Annotated in this window: 12 protein-coding genes; 4 read left to right on the forward strand and 8 right to left on the reverse strand. The window is 72.4% G+C overall.

From position 1 onward, the window contains the following. The first annotated feature begins 98 nt into the window (after window positions 1–98). Window positions 99–944 (forward strand): NAD-dependent epimerase/dehydratase family protein, encoded by an 846-nt coding sequence (locus ACH4LD_RS02570; RefSeq protein ID WP_398053333.1) that lies wholly within the window; start codon window positions 99–101, stop codon window positions 942–944. On the opposite strand, the gene ACH4LD_RS02575 is transcribed toward ACH4LD_RS02570, so the two are convergent. Genes ACH4LD_RS02575 through ACH4LD_RS02585 form a run of 3 tightly spaced genes read right to left on the reverse strand, consistent with a single transcriptional unit; the run spans window position 939 to window position 3,677 of the window. Further along, window positions 939–2,261: a GH1 family beta-glucosidase gene (locus ACH4LD_RS02575; RefSeq protein ID WP_398053334.1), complete on the reverse strand. Its 1,323-nt coding sequence runs from the start codon at window positions 2,259–2,261 to the stop codon at window positions 939–941. The two genes, ACH4LD_RS02570 and ACH4LD_RS02575, sit on opposite strands and share 6 nt — an antisense overlap. A 57-nt stretch (window positions 2,262–2,318) precedes the next feature. After that, window positions 2,319–2,585, reverse strand: coding sequence for a protealysin inhibitor emfourin (locus ACH4LD_RS02580; protein ID WP_398053335.1), 267 nt, complete (start codon window positions 2,583–2,585; stop codon window positions 2,319–2,321). 21 nt (window positions 2,586–2,606) lie between these two features. Beyond that, window positions 2,607–3,677 (reverse strand): M4 family metallopeptidase, encoded by a 1,071-nt coding sequence (locus ACH4LD_RS02585; RefSeq protein WP_398053336.1) that lies wholly within the window; start codon window positions 3,675–3,677, stop codon window positions 2,607–2,609. 341 nt (window positions 3,678–4,018) lie between these two features. Here ACH4LD_RS02585 and leuA point away from each other — a divergent pair, with 341 nt between their 5' ends. From leuA to ACH4LD_RS02600, 3 genes are all read left to right on the forward strand, one after another. Then, the gene (leuA, locus tag ACH4LD_RS02590) at window positions 4,019–5,740 is read left to right on the forward strand and encodes a 2-isopropylmalate synthase (RefSeq protein WP_398053337.1); all 1,722 of its coding nucleotides are present in this window, start codon (window positions 4,019–4,021) and stop codon (window positions 5,738–5,740) included. A 258-nt stretch (window positions 5,741–5,998) separates the two neighbouring features. Next, the gene (locus tag ACH4LD_RS02595) at window positions 5,999–6,694 is read left to right on the forward strand and encodes a TerB family tellurite resistance protein (RefSeq protein ID WP_398053338.1); all 696 of its coding nucleotides are present in this window, start codon (window positions 5,999–6,001) and stop codon (window positions 6,692–6,694) included. Between the two features lie 89 nt (window positions 6,695–6,783). Next, entirely contained in the window at window positions 6,784–7,983 is a 1,200-nt protein-coding gene (locus ACH4LD_RS02600; protein WP_398053339.1) for an exo-alpha-sialidase, read from the forward strand. Between the two features lie 78 nt (window positions 7,984–8,061). Here ACH4LD_RS02600 and ACH4LD_RS02605 read toward each other — a convergent pair whose 3' ends face one another. Genes ACH4LD_RS02605 through ACH4LD_RS02625 form a run of 5 tightly spaced genes read right to left on the reverse strand, consistent with a single transcriptional unit; the run spans window position 8,062 to window position 14,596 of the window. Continuing rightward, window positions 8,062–9,000 (reverse strand): dihydrodipicolinate synthase family protein, encoded by a 939-nt coding sequence (locus tag ACH4LD_RS02605; RefSeq protein ID WP_398053340.1) that lies wholly within the window; start codon window positions 8,998–9,000, stop codon window positions 8,062–8,064. Continuing rightward, window positions 8,997–10,004, reverse strand: a complete 1,008-nt coding sequence (locus ACH4LD_RS02610) for an oligopeptide/dipeptide ABC transporter ATP-binding protein (RefSeq protein ID WP_398053341.1) — start codon at window positions 10,002–10,004, stop codon at window positions 8,997–8,999. Before ACH4LD_RS02610 ends, ACH4LD_RS02605 begins: the two co-directional genes overlap by 4 nt. Further along, a complete protein-coding gene (locus ACH4LD_RS02615) occupies window positions 10,001–11,998 on the reverse strand; it encodes a dipeptide/oligopeptide/nickel ABC transporter permease/ATP-binding protein (RefSeq protein WP_398053342.1) in 1,998 nt (665 codons plus the stop codon). The genes ACH4LD_RS02610 and ACH4LD_RS02615 overlap by 4 nt, the downstream gene beginning before the upstream one ends. Next, window positions 11,998–12,954, reverse strand: a complete 957-nt coding sequence (locus ACH4LD_RS02620) for an ABC transporter permease (protein ID WP_132783545.1) — start codon at window positions 12,952–12,954, stop codon at window positions 11,998–12,000. Before ACH4LD_RS02620 ends, ACH4LD_RS02615 begins: the two co-directional genes overlap by 1 nt. A 4-nt stretch (window positions 12,955–12,958) precedes the next feature. Further along, window positions 12,959–14,596, reverse strand: coding sequence for an ABC transporter substrate-binding protein (locus tag ACH4LD_RS02625; protein WP_398053343.1), 1,638 nt, complete (start codon window positions 14,594–14,596; stop codon window positions 12,959–12,961). Window positions 14,597–14,756 lie beyond the last annotated feature (160 nt).

A 14,756-nucleotide genomic window follows, 5' to 3' on the forward strand; every position in this document is an offset into this window, starting at 1 on the left:
GACTGTCGATCCCCCGATCAGGAGGTCTCTCCCGTCGGCGCCGCCCGCCGCCGAGGCTGGGCGCACCGAACGAGACGCGATCGAGAAGGAGCACCACCATGCTGACCCTGGTCACCGGAGCCACCGGACAGGTGGGCCGTGGATTCGTCCCCCGCCTGCTCGCCCAGGCCCGGCCCGGCGAGCGGGTGCGGGTGATCGTCCGCGACGAGGCCCGCGCCGCCGCCCTCACCGAGCGCGGCGCCGAGGTCGTCGTCGGCGACCTGCGCGACACCGACGTCCTCGGCAAGGCGCTCACCGGAGTGGACGCCGTCGTGAACGTCGCGGCCTCCTTCCGGGGCGTGACCGACGAGGAGATGCGGGCCGTCAACCGGGACGCCGCGCTGGAGCTGGGCCGGGCGGCCGTCGCCTCCGGGGTACGGCGGTTCGTGCAGACCAGCACCATCCTGGTGTACGGCGCCGGACGCGGCCGGCCGCACGTCGAGGACGACCCCACCGTGCCCGGCGGCCCGATGTGGATGACGTACCCCGAGTCCAAGCGGGAGGCCGAGCAGGGGCTGCTGGCGCTGGACGGGCTGGACGTCCGGATCGGCCGCCTCGCCTTCGTCTACGGCGAGGGCGACCCGCACCTGCCGGGCATCACCCGCTGGACCGCGACCCAGCCGGCCACCAAGCGGCACCACCTGGTGCACGTCGCCGACACCGCCCAGGGCCTGCTCCGCCTGCTGTACGCCCCCGGCGCCGACGGCCGCGTCTACAACATCGCCGACGACGTCCCGGTCACCGCTCTGGAGATCCACCAGCTCCTCGGCGAGGAACCGCCGGCGGACGGACCCGACCCCGACCCCTGGTACGGGATCGCCTCCACCGACCGCATCCGCCGCGAGCTGGGTTACCGGCCCTCCTTCCCGACCCTGTGGTCCGCGCGGGACGCCGGAGCCCTATGAGGGCGGGCGCTGGTCCCTCAGCAGCTCCCGGAACCAGTGGTAGGAGGCCTTGGGCGTGCGCTCCAGCGTCTCGAAGTCGACGTGGACCAGGCCGAACCTGCGGGCGTAGCCCTCGGCCCACTCGAAGTTGTCCATGAGGGACCACACGAAGTACCCGCGCACGTCGACGCCGGCCTCGATCGCCCGGTGCAGGGCCCGTACGTGGGCGTCCAGGTAGGTGATGCGGTCCTGGTCGTCGACGCCCTCGTAGGAGCAGCCGTTCTCGGTGATGACGACGGGCGGGAGCCGGTCGCCGTAGCGCTCACGGAACCCGGTGAGCAGTTCCGTCAGCCCTTCCGGTACGACCGGCCAGCCGAAGTCGGTCACCGGCCGGCCCTCGATCTCCCGTACGGAGAAGGGGAGTCCGGCCGGCACCGTCAGCCCGCCGAACTCGGTGTCGGTGCCCTGCGGGGCGCCCACCCGGGTCGGGGCGTAGTAGTTGACGCCGTACCAGTCGACCGGCTCGGCGATCACCTTCAGATCGGCCTGGACGTCCCCCGGCATCAGCTCGCCCATGCCCTCGGGGTACGTCCCCAGGATGACCGGCTCGGCGAACAGGCGGTTGAGCAGGAGGTCGTAGAAGCCGGCCGCCTCCACGTCCGCCGGCTCCGGTGAGGCGGGCCAGGCCGGGCCGTGGGAGTTGGCGATGCCGATGTCCGTGGCGCCGGCCGCGCGCAGGGCCCGTACCGCGAGGCCGTGGGCGAGGAGCTGGTGGTGGGCGACCGGGAGGGCGTCGAAGAGGAGTCGCCGGCCGGGGGCGTGGACGCCGATCGCGTGCCCCAGGAGGGTGTGTTCGGCGGGCTCGTTGAGGGTGATCCACGTGTGCACCCGGTCGCCGAGCCGGTCCGCCACCACCGACACGTGGTCGGCGAACCGGGCCGCCGTGTCCCGGTCCAGCCAGTCCAGGTACGCCGGCAGGTCCCAGTGGAAGAGGGTCGGGACCGGTCGTACGCCGGCCGCGCACAGCTCGTCCACCAGGCGGTCGTAGAAGTCCGCGCCGCCGGGGGAGTTCACCCGGGGCCAGGAGACGGAGAAGCGGTAGGCGTCCACGCCGAGACCGGCGAGGAGGGCCACGTCCTCGCGATAGCGGTGGTAGTGGTCGCAGGCCACCGCAGCCGTCGAGCCGTCCTTGACCCGCCCGGGCTCGGCCGTGAACACGTCCCAGACGGACGGTTCCCGCTCCTCGGCCGCGCCCTCGATCTGGTGGGCGGAGGTCGACACGCCCCACAGGAAGCCGGGCGGGAACCGGGGGATCGCCGTGCCTGCGTCAGTCGCCATGGCCGGATCATCCGTACCGGCGGTAACGGAAGTCAACGCCCTTGCGCCGGACGGCCGTTACGCGCCCTCCTTCAGCACCCGGGAGACCAGCTCCCGCTGGGCCTCGGTCAGCCGGGGATCCGCCGCGTACACCGTGCGGCCGTCCACGGTGATCTCGTAGTGGAAGCCGTCCGGGACGCCCGGCTCGGGCGCGCCCCGGCCGGACGCGAGGGCGCGTTCGGCCAGGGACTGCCACTCGTGGGCGTCGGGCCGGCCCGAGGTGTCCACCTCGGCCCGGCGCTCGATGCCCGCGAAACCGCCCGTGCGCCGCACTCGAATACGCATGGGTCCCTGTGTAGTACGGAACTACAGCGTCCGCACCCCCACCTGTTCCCACGCCTTCTGCACGGCCTGGAGTTCGTCCCCGGCGCCGTACCGCTCCCGGGCCGCCTTCACCGTCAGCGTGGCGAAGTCGGCGAAGAGGGCGTCCTCCTTCAGCTCGCCGCCGGTCAGCACGTCGTACCAGATCTGCCCGGCCTTCTCCCAGGCGTAGCCGCCGAGGGCGGTGGCGGCCAGGTAGAAGGCGTGGTTGGGAATGCCGGAGTTGATGTGCACGCCGCCGTTGTCGCGGCCGGTGCGGACGTAGTCCTCCATCTTCGCCGGCTGCGGGTCCTTGCCGAGGACGTCGTCGTCGTACGCGGTGCCCGGGGCCTTCATCGAGCGCAGGGCGGTGCCGGTGACGCGCGGTGCGAGGAGCCCGGCGCCGATCAGCCAGTCGGCCTCGGCGGCGGTCTGGCCGAGGGTGTACTGCTTGATCAGCGAGCCGAAGACGTCCGAGACCGACTCGTTCAGGGCGCCCGACTGGCCGTAGTACTCCAGGTTCGCGGTGTGCTGGGTGACGCCGTGGGTCAGTTCGTGCCCGATGACGTCGACCGGGAGGGTGAAGTCGAGGAAGATCTCGTTGTCGCCGTCGCCGAACACCATCTGCTCGCCGTTCCAGAAGGCGTTGTCGTAGTTCTCGCCGAAGTGCACGGTGGCGTCGAGCGGCATCCCGTTGTCGTCGATGGAGTGCCGGCCGTAGATCTTGAGGTACAGCTCGAAGGTGGCGCCGAGGCCCGCGTAGGCGCGGTTGACCGTGGCGTCGGAGCCGGGCTCGGAGCCTTCCTCGCGGACCTTGGTGCCGGGCAGGTCCTGGGTGTGCCCGGCGTCGTAGACGGTGCGGTGCGGCTTGTCGGCGGCGGCACCCGCGGGCGGGGCGGCGGAGGTGGCACCGATCACCGTGGTCAGGCGGCGCTTGGTGCGCTGGTAGGCGTCGTGCTCCAGGGACCGGCGGGCCGGGCCGGAGAGCGCGGGGTCCTCGTTGCGGGCGATCCTGTCGAGGACGTGCGGCGGCACGATCGTGCAGAAGACGGGCTGGAAGCCCCCGTTGGTCGTCATGTTCCGCACCATTGCACTGTGTGACCTGACTGTCACTACCTGCCACCATGATTGGTGAAATACCAGGACACGAAACGCAACAGACTGTGACGGTGTGGTAGGGCGATGTGGTGCGGCGCACGTTTTGTCCCTTTTTGCCGCGCGGTCCCGCATACTGGGACAGGCCCGCGCGCCCGGAACGGCTCGGCTAGGCTGCGGAACATCATGCGTTCCTGGCTGCTTCTTCTTAGCTGCCGCGGCGAGGGCCTGTAGTCGAGGCCGACTCCCTCCCCGCGGAGCTTGGCGTTGCGTCGTCGGCCGTCCACTCGGATACCCGGACATCCTGAGGAGCCCACGCCATCATGGCCAACCGCCAGCAGCCCAGCCCCATGCCGATCCACAAGTACGGCCGCTACGCGCAGGTCGACATCCCGGACCGCACCTGGCCCGACAGGCGGATCACCACCGCCCCCCGCTGGCTCTCCACCGACCTGCGCGACGGCAACCAGGCCCTGATCGACCCCATGTCACCCGAGCGCAAGCGGCGCATGTTCGACCAGCTGGTCAAGATGGGCTACAAGGAGATCGAGGTCGGCTTCCCCGCCTCCGGCCAGACCGACTTCGACTTCGTGCGCTCGATCATCGAGGAAGAGGGCGCGATCCCCGAGGACGTGACGATCTCCGTCCTCACCCAGGCCCGCGAGGACCTGATCGAGCGGACCGTGGAGTCCCTGAAGGGCGCCCGCCGGGCCACCGTCCACCTGTACAACGCCACCGCCCCGGTCTTCCGCCGGGTCGTCTTCCGCGGCTCCAAGGACGACATCAAGCAGATCGCCGTCGACGGCACCCGGCTGGTGATGGAGTACGCCGAGAAGCTGCTGGGCCCGGAGACCGAGTTCGGCTACCAGTACTCCCCGGAGATCTTCACAGACACCGAGCTGGACTTCGCGCTGGAGGTCTGCGAGGCGGTGATGGACGTCTACCAGCCGGGTCCGGGCCGCGAGATCATCCTCAACCTGCCCGCCACCGTGGAGCGTTCGACGCCGTCCACGCACGCGGACCGCTTCGAGTGGATGCACCGCAACCTCTCCCGCCGCGAGTACGTCTGCCTGTCCGTCCACCCGCACAACGACCGCGGTACAGCCGTGGCCGCCGCCGAGCTGGCCCTGATGGCCGGCGCCGACCGCGTCGAGGGCTGCCTGTTCGGACAGGGCGAGCGCACCGGCAACGTCGACCTGGTCACCCTGGGCATGAACCTGTTCTCCCAGGGCGTCGACCCGCAGATCGACTTCTCCGACATCGACGAGATCCGTCGTACGTGGGAGTACTGCAACCAGATGGAGGTCCACCCGCGCCACCCGTACGTGGGCGACCTGGTCTACACGTCCTTCTCCGGCTCCCACCAGGACGCCATCAAGAAGGGCTTCGACGCCATGGAGGCCGACGCGGCGGCCCGCGGGGTCACCGTGGACGACCTCGAATGGGCGGTGCCGTACCTGCCGATCGACCCCAAGGACGTCGGCCGCTCCTACGAGGCCGTCATCCGCGTCAACTCGCAGTCCGGCAAGGGCGGCATCTCCTACGTCCTGAAGAACGACCACAAGCTCGACCTGCCGCGCCGGATGCAGATCGAGTTCTCGAAGATCATCCAGGCGAAGACCGACGCCGAGGGCGGCGAGATCACGCCGAAGGAGATCTGGGCGGTCTTCCAGGACGAGTACCTGCCGAACCCCGAGAACCCGTGGGGCCGCATCCAGGTCAGGACCGGCCAGTCGACCACCGACACCGACGGCGTGGACACCCTCACCGTCGAGGCCACCGTCGACGGCGAGGACCGGGTCCTGACCGGCTCCGGCAACGGTCCGATCTCGGCCTTCTTCGACGCCCTCCAGTCCGTCGGCATCGACGTACGCCTGCTGGACTATCAGGAGCACACGATGAGCGAGGGCGCCTCCGCGCAGGCCGCCTCCTACATCGAGTGCGCGATCGACGACAAGGTCCTGTGGGGCATCGGCATCGACGCCAACACGACGCGTGCGTCGCTGAAGGCGGTCGTCTCCGCGGTGAACCGCGCGACCCGCTAGCGCTTCGCCGGCCGGCGGACCAGAGGCATCCGCCGTCGGGCGGGTGCGGTGCCGTCGAGGCTGCTCGCGCCCGCGCGGCGGAGCCGCATGTCAAGCAGGGGACCGCGCCCCGTCGGGGCGCGGTCCCCTGGTCGCTTTCCGGCCAATGGTCGGTGCAGGTCACAGAAAGGTCTCTTACGGGGTACTGACTCCACCTCGGTGATGTGGCTAACATCACGCCAGCACGGCGATGTTGCCGTGCGGTTACGGAGGTGCGACGTGCTGCCAGTACGGGGACGAGACGGCCGTGCCGCCAGGGCTGTGCGCATCCTGGGCACCCGCACCGCATGGACACCCGTGGGAGACGGCGAGTTCTTCTGCCCCGGCTGCGGCGGAGACCGCAACTACCAGCGGCTCACCGGACGACGCCGGCTCACCCTGCTCGGGGTGCCCGTGCTGCCGCGGGGGACGGCCGGACCGGTGGTGGAGTGCGCGGCCTGCGGGCACCACTTCGGCACCGAGGTGCTCGACCACCCCACCACCCGCCGTTTCTCCGCGATGCTCCGCGACGCCGTGCACACCGTCGCCCTCGCCGTGCTCGCCGCGGGCGGCACCTGCTCCCGTACGGCCCTGGAGACGGCCGCCGCGACGGTCCGCGCGGCCGGCTTCGCCGAGTGCACCGAGGACCAGCTGGCCGCCCTGGTCGACGCCCTCGCCGCCGACACCGGCCGGTACTTCGAGCAGCCGTGCGGGGCCGGGCTGACCATAGAGCTGCACGAGTCCCTGGACCCGCTCGCCCCGCACCTGGCCCCGGCCGGACGCGAGTCCCTGCTGCTCCAGGCCGCCCGCATCGCCCTCGCCGACGGCCCCTACACCCCCGCCGAACGCGACGCCCTCGCCACGGTCGGCGCGGCCCTCACCATCTGCTCCGACGACGTGACCCGGCTGCTGGCCGCGGCCCGGACCCCGTCCTGACCACCTGTCCCGGCCACCCGTCCCGACCATCCCTCCTGATCATCCGGACGGAGTAAGGCCGCGCCGGTGATCGTGGGCAGCATCAGGGCGTGACCCCGCGCAGCCGCTCCCTCCTCACCAGCCTGGCGCTCCTCGCCTCGCTCACCACCGGGCCGCCCGCCCACGCGGCGCCCGCCGGCTGCGTCTCCTCGGTGCCGTACGTGTCCGGGCGGGGCGGGTACGCCGTCTACCGCATCCCGGCCGTGGTGACGACCCGGCACGGCACCGTCCTGGCCTTCGCCGAGGGCCGGCGCGACGGCGCGGGGGACACCGGTGACATCGACGTCGTCCTGCGCCGCTCCACCGACGGCGGCTGCACCTGGGGCCCGCTGACCGTGGTGGCCGCCGGGCGGGGTCACACCCGGGGCAACCCGGCGCCCGTGGCCGACCCGCGCACCGGCGCGGTCGTCCTGGTCACCTGCGCCAACGCCGGGAACGTGACGGAGGCGCAGATCATGCGCGGCGAGGTCACCCCGGAACAGGGCCGCCGGGTCTTCGTGCAGCACAGCCTGGACGACGGCCGCCGCTTCACCGCCCCCCGGGACATCACGGCCCGGGTGACCCGGCCCGGCTGGCGCTGGTACGCCACCGGCCCCGGCCACGCCGTCGCCCTCACCCGCGGCCCGCACTCCCCCAGAGGGGGCACCCCCAGCCGTCTGCTGGTCCCCGCCGACCACTCGGCGGCCCCGCCCCCCGGCTCCCGGGACACCGGCCAGGAGCCCAGGTACTACGGCGGACACGCCCTCTACAGCGACGACTCCGGCCGCACCTGGCACCTGGGGTTCGTGGACGCGGGCTACGACGGCGTGACCGACGCCAACGAGACCAGTGCCGCCCAACTCCCGGACGGCCGCGTCTACTTCAGCTCCCGCGACCAGAACGGCACCGCCCCCGGAAACCGCCTCGACACCTACTCCGGCGACGGCGGCCTGACCCTGGACCGCCCCTACGCCGTCCAGCCCGCGCTGAACGCCGTCCCGGTGGTCCAGGGCAGCGTCCTCCAGCCGCGTGGCCCGGGCGCGCCCCTGCTGTTCTCCGCGCCCTCCGTGCCGACCGCACGCCGCGCCCTGGCCCTCTGGGCGAGCACGGACGCCGGCCGCACCTTCCGCAGGCTGCTCACCCTCTCCGGCCGCCCGGCCGCCTACTCCGACCTGGTCCAGCTCGCCCCCGACACCATCGGCGTGCTCTACGAGACCGGCGTCCGGGACCCGTACGAGTCCCTGGAGTTCCGCAGACTCCGCCTGCCGTGAGGGGTGCGGGCCGGCCGGTGACCGAGGCCGCGTCCGGCCGGGCGCCGGGCCGGGTGGCGGGGTCCGCCAGCACCCCGCCTAGGCGTCGAGGCCGAGCAGGCCCGCCGCCGCCAGCAGCTTGCCGATCTGTTCGACCTCCGCGCCGGACAGCGGTACCTGCGGCTCGGCGGTCACCGGGCAGTCGATGATCCCGCGCAGATGCAGCGCCGCCTTGAACGCGCCCAGCGCGGCCGAGCTCCCGCCCATCCGCGCGGGGTCCCCGACGCCGGTGATCCGGAACAGCGCGCACAGCCGCTCCTGTTCGCTCCGCGCCCCCTCCGCGTCGCCCGCCCGGCACTGGCGGTAGAGGCGCACATAGCCGTGCGGGTCGACGTTGGCCAGGCCCGGCACGGCCCCGTCGGCGCCCAGCGCCAGCGCCGCGTCGGTGATCAGTTCCGAGCCGGTCAGCACGCTGAACCCGGGGTGGGCGCGGGCGCCGGTGACCACCTCCCGGAAGGCCGCCAGGTCCCCGCTGGAGTCCTTGACCCCGGCCAGTACACCGTCCCCGGCGAGCCCCAGCAGCAGGTCGGCGGGGAGCTTGGTGTGCACGGCGACGGGGATGTCGTAGGCGATCACCGGGACCGGGCTGGCGGCGGCGATCCGGCGGTAGTGGTGGACGAGCTCGGACGGGTGGGTGCGGGCGTAGAAGGGCGCGGTGACGACGACGGCCCGCGCGCCCGCCGAGGTGACCGCGGCGACGTGCTCCAGGACACGCGGGGTGGTCATGTCGATGGCCCCGGCGAGCACGGGCAGCTGACCGCCCACGTGCGCGGTCACGGCCGCCACCACCCGCTCGCGCTGCGCGTCCGTCAGGAAGGCCGCCTCCGAGGTCGAGCCCAGCAGGAACAGCCCGTGCACCCCGGCCTCCACCAGGAAGTCCACCAGGCGCAGCAGCGAGGGCACGTCCACCTCGCGTTCCGGCGTCAGGGGTGTGCAGACGGGCGGGACGACACCGGTGAGCGGGGTGGGGAGGGTCATTCACGGCTCCTGCGCGCTAGGTCTCTGGTCGGCTGGTCCTCCTGAACAGGATGGTGGCACCGGTAGCGGTGTCCGGGCCGTGACGCGGCCGAGAAGTCCGGCATCGACGCGGCGCAGACCTCGTCGGCCTTCCAGCAGCGGGTACGGAACGGGCAGCCGCTCGGCGGGCGGGTCGCCGAGGGGACCGGCCCGCTCAGCGGGATCGGGTCGAGGGGGTCCAGCAGGCCCGGCGTGGCCGAGAACAGGGCGCGGGTGTACGGGTGCCGGGCCGCGTCGGTGACCCGGTCGGCCGGGGTCTCCTCCACGATCCGGCCGAGGTACATGGTGATCACCCGGTCGCTCATCCGCCGGACCGTCTGGATGTCGTGCGAGACGAACACCAGGGCGAGACCGAGGCGGTCCTTCAGGTCGAGCAGCAGGTTGAGGATCTGCGCGCGGACCGAGACGTCCAGGGCGCTGGTCGGCTCGTCGGCGACGACGAGGTCCGGGTCCAGGGCGAGCGCGCGGGCGATGGCGACGCGCTGCCGCTGCCCGCCGGAGAGCTGCCCGGGCAGGGCGTCGGCGAGCGCCCGGGGCAGCCCGACGAGGTCCATCAACTCCCGCACCCTGCCCTCCCGTCCGGCCCGCGTGCCGCGCCGGTGGACGTCCAGCGGGTCGCGCAGGATCCGGCGGACCGTCAGCCGGCGGTTCAGCGCGGTCGACGGGTCCTGGAAGATCATGCCGGTTCCCGCGCCGACCGTGGTCCTGCGCTCGGCGGCCGGCATCGCCCACAGGTCCCGGCCCCCGAACGCCACCGTCCCGGACACCGGCCGCTGGATGCCCACCAGCACCTTCGCCAGCGTCGACTTGCCGCACCCCGACTCGCCGACCACCCCGACCGTCTCGCCGGGCGCGACGGAGAGATCGGCGCCGGTCAGGGCGTACACCCGGTCCCGCCGGAACAGACCGCCAGCGCGCGCCCGGTGGACGACGTGCGCGTCCCGCACCTCCACGACAGCGGTCACCGCAGGGCCTCCTCACTGTCGGCCGAGGCCAGTTCCACCGCCGGGTGGTGGCAGGCGGCCGTGTGGGCGGGGGTGCCCGCGAGAACCGGGGCGGTGGTGTGGCACACCTCGGTGGCGAGCGGGCACCGGTCGGCGAACCGGCAGCCCGCCGGGAAGTCCGCCGGGGCCGGTACGGCCCCCTTGATCTGGGTCATCCGCTCCTCGGCCGACTCCAGCGAGAGCACGTTGCCGAGCAGCCCGCGCGTGTAGTGGTGGGCCGGTGCCGCCACCAGGTCGGCGGTCACCCCGCTCTCCACGATCTGCCCGCCGTACATCACCACCACCCGGTCGGTGACGTCGGCGACCAGCGCCAGATCGTGCGAGACCAGGATCAGCGCGAAGCCCAGCTCGGCCCGCAGCCGGAGCAGCAGCTCCATGACCTGGGCCTGCACGGTGACGTCCAGGGCGGTGGTCGGCTCGTCGGCGACGATCAGCCCCGGGTCGCGGGAGAGGGCCATGGCGATGAGCACACGCTGGCGCTGCCCGCCGGACAGCTCGTGCGGATAGCTGCGCAGGGTGCGGTCGGGGTCCAGGCCGACCAGCTCCATGAGCTCGCGCGGACCGCGCCTGCCCCCGCGCCGGACGAGCTGCTTCAGCTGGGCCCGGACGGTCATGGCCGGGTTCAGGGAGGACAGGGCGTCCTGGTACACCATGGCCATCTCGTGGCCGAGGAGCCGCCGCCGCACCCGCGCCGGCTCGGCCAGCAGGTCCCGCTCCCGGAACCGGACCCGGCCGCCGACCCGGGCGCCCTTCGGCTGGAGCCCCATGACGGTCAGCGCGGTCAGCGACTTCCCGCAGCCCGACTCGCCCACCAGCCCGAGCACTTCACCGGGGTACACCTCGAAGCCGACCCCGGCCACGATGTCCACGCCCCGGTGCCGGTCCGGGAAGCCGACGGCGAGGTGCTCCACGGCGAGCACCGGCCGCCCGCTCCGGTCCGGCAGCGGCCGGGCCCGGGAGCGCAGCCGTCGGGCGGCCTCGGTGAGACCGGGCAGTGGCAGCACCTCGCCGGTGCCGGGCTCCGGGGTCCGGAGCCGGTCCGCCGGCGGTGCCCCCTCCGGGGGAGCCCCCACCTCGCGGGGCGCGGGCGCCGCCCACGCGTCCGAGACGCCCTCGGAGAGGATGTTCAGCGCCAGCACGGTGAGCAGGATCAGCAGCCCGGGGAAGACGGTCGCCCACCAGCCGCCGGTCAGCACCATGTTCTTGCCGTCGGCGATGACACTGCCCCAGGACGGGTCCGGGGGCCGCACGCCCGCGCCGATGAAGGACAGCGACGCCTCGAACACGATGGCCTCGGCGACCTGGACCGTGCAGAACACCAGTACCGGCGCGGCACAGTTGACGGCCACGTGCCGCAGCACGATGTGCGGGGTGCGGGCGCCGATGACCCGTTCGGCGGTGACGTAGTCCTCGCCGTACTGGTCGAGCACATTGGCCCGCACGACCCGCGCCACGGGCGGGGTGAACAGGAACGCGATGGCACAGATCAGCACGCCGATCCCGCCGCCGAACACGGCCACCAGCACGGCCGCGAGCGCGATGCCCGGGAACGCCATCACCACGTCCAGGCAGCGCATCAGCGTCTCGTCCACCGCCTTGCGGGAGGTGGCGGCCAGCACTCCGACGAGGGCGCCGACGGCGAGCGCCAGCGCGGTCGCGCCCAGCCCGATGGCGAGGGACCAGCGGGCGCCGTACATCAGCCGGCTGAGGACGTCCCGGCCGAGGCTGTCCTGCCCCATCCAGTGCGCGGCCGACGGCGCCCCGGTCCCGCCGACCGGGTCCTGCTGGTCGAGCGGATCGTGCGGGGCGAGGACGGGGGCGAGGACGGCGACGACGATGACGACGGCCAGGAAGCAGACGGCGGCCCTGGACAGCGGCGGCAGCCGGCGCCACCTGCGCAGCCGGACGCCGCCGGGCCGGGAGAGCCGTTTGCCGAGGTTCGCGCGCGTGACCATCAGGCCGCCCTCAAGCGTGGGTTGACCAGCAGATACAGGATGTCGATGACGAGGTTCACTACGACGAATCCGGTGGCGGTGGTCAGCACGACCCCCTGCACGACGGCCGGATCGCCGTTCTGCACGGCGTCGATCATCAGCTTCCCCATGCCGGGCAGCGAGAAGATCGTCTCGATGACGACGGCACCGCCGAGGAGGTAGCCGACCCGCAGGCCGAGCACGGTGAGGGGATTGACGAGCGCGTTGCGCAGCACGTTCCGGCCGACGACGACCCGGGGCGGCAGCCCGCTCCCGATCGCCGTCCGGACGTAGTCCTTGTCCAGCTCCTCCACCACGGAGGTCCGGACGATCCGGGTGAGCTGGGCGGCGACCGGCAGGGACAGCGCGAACGCGGGCAGGGCCATGGTCCTCAGCCAGCCGGTGAGGGAGTCGGCGGGGTTGACGTAGCCGCCGGTCGGGAACCAGCCCCGGTCCACGGCCAGGTACTGGATCATCAGCAGAGCCAGCCAGAAGCCGGGCGCGGCCACCCCGACCAGTGAGACCACCCGGATGACCTGGTCCGGCAGCCGGTCCCGGTACACCGCCGCCGTCACTCCGCCCGCCAGCGCCAGCACGACCGCGAGCGCGAGACCGAGGAAGGTCAGCTGGAGGGTGAGCGGCAGCGCGGTGGTGACCTGGTCGACCACGGGCGCGCGGGTGAGGGCGCTGGTGCCGAGGTCGCCGTGGAGCAGGTCGCCGACGAAGTGGACGTACCGCAGGGGCAGCGGGTCCAGCAGCCCGTTGCGCTCCCGGAAGTCGTGGAGCTGCCCGGGGGTCGGGTTGGCGCCCTGGAAGAACGCGGACGCCGGGTCGACGTCCGAGAACCGCATCACCAGGAACACGAAGAGCACGATGCCGAGGAGCAGGGGCACGAGCAGGGCGATGCGGCGCAGGAGGATCCGTACGACGGCCGTCATGCCGTCAGGCCCACTTGGCCTGGAGCAGGTTGACGCCCGGGTACGGCTGCGCCCTTATCCCGCTGAGCTCGCGCGGGTCCCAGGCGGTCATCAGCTCGTTGTGGACGACCGGGTAGAGCACGGCCTGCTCGGCGACGACGTCGATGTAGTCCTGGATCATCGCCTTCTTCCGCGCGGGGTCCGGCTCGCGGGTCGCCCGGTCCATGTCCTTGAAGAGCCGCTGGGCGACGGGGTGGCCTTCCCACCGCGTGTACCGCATCCACAGGTTCCCGGGCCCGTAGTTGTAGTGCATGATCAGGTCGGCGTCGCGCCCGAACTGGTTGGGGTTGGAGGCCGCCGCGACCACCTGGTAGTCCTGCTTCTGGTCCATCTTGGTGAAGACGGCCGTGGTCTCCTGCGGTGCCAGGGTGGTCCGCACGCCGATCGCGTCCCAGGAGGACTTGATGGTCGGCAGGCAGTCCACGATCCAGCTGACGTTCACCGCCAGGACGGTGACCCTGAGGCCGGTGACCCCGGCGGCCTTCAGCAGGGCCCTCGCCTTGTCCGGGTCGTGGTCGTAGACGGTCCTGGCCCGGCGGTAGCCGGGATTGCCCTCGTTGAGGAACGAGGACGCGGGCCTGCCGTGGCCCTTCAGCGCGACCCGCACCATCTTCTCGGTGTCGATGGCGTAGTGCAGGGCCTGGCGGACGCGGACGTCGTCGAAGGGCTTGTGCCGGGTGTTGAACATCAGGAAGAGGTTGTTCATCCCGGCACCGCCGGCGACCTTCAGCCCGCCCTGTTCCAGCCGGGGGATGTTGGCGTAGGGGATGTTGTCGGCGATCTGCGCACCGGCGCCGGTCCCGGAGATCTTCGCGACGCGTGGTGCCGCGTCCACGATGGTCAGCCAGTTCATCCTCCGGAACGCGGGCTTGCGGGGACCGTTGTAGGCGGCGAACGCCTCGAAGGTGGTGTTCGACTTCGGGTGGTGCGCGGTCTGCCGGTACGGCCCCGAGCCCACGGCCAGCCCCTTGACGGCGTCGTCCCAGGCGCCGGGCCGGGAGAAGACGTGCCGGGGCATGATCTTGGCGAGGGTGAGCCGGGACAGACCGTCCGGGAAGGGGAACTTGAGGACGAGTTCGACGGTCCGGGCGTCCACCTTGCGCACGGAGTCCAGCCAGGAGGCGAAGAAGCCCTTGGCGAGCGTCTGGGTGTCCGGATCGAGAATCCGGTCGAAGACGAACACGACGTCGTCGGCGGTGACGGGCCTGCCGTCGTGGAAGGTGGCGCCGGAGCGGAGCGGGAACCGCCAGGCGGTGGCGGACGGGTCGGCGGGGATCGCGGTGGCCAGCGCCGGATACGGCTCCCGGGTGATCGGATCCGTGTCCAACAGCCCCTCGTAGATGTGGTTGTTGGCGGCCATCGCGAACGCCGACGCGGTCTGCGTGGGGTCCCAGCTGCCGTCGTTGCCGTACCCGATCACGGCGGTCAGCGTCCGGTCCTTGCCGCTGCCACCACCTCCGGTGTCGTTCGTCGACTCGGGACCGGTGGAACAGGCGGCCAGTGCGGGGGACAGGGCGGCGGTCGCGCCGAGCGCGCCCGAGTACTTCAGGAAATGCCGGCGAAGCGGTGCCGGTACGCCGGGGTTCACGTCGTCGTCGCGCACGGGTCCTCCAACGGGTGGGTGGGGGAGGGGAGGTGAGATACGACGTCCTACGTCCTACGTCCGGTCGGTAGCGCGACCATAGGAGGGGCCCCGGGGGCGGTCAAGACGGCACACACGAATGGCGTATCCGCCAGAGGTCGCACCAATGGGGGTTGCCGGC

It is taken from the genome of Streptomyces sp. NPDC017676, assembly GCF_044329325.1.
Taxonomy (GTDB): Bacteria; Actinomycetota; Actinomycetes; order Streptomycetales; family Streptomycetaceae; genus Streptomyces.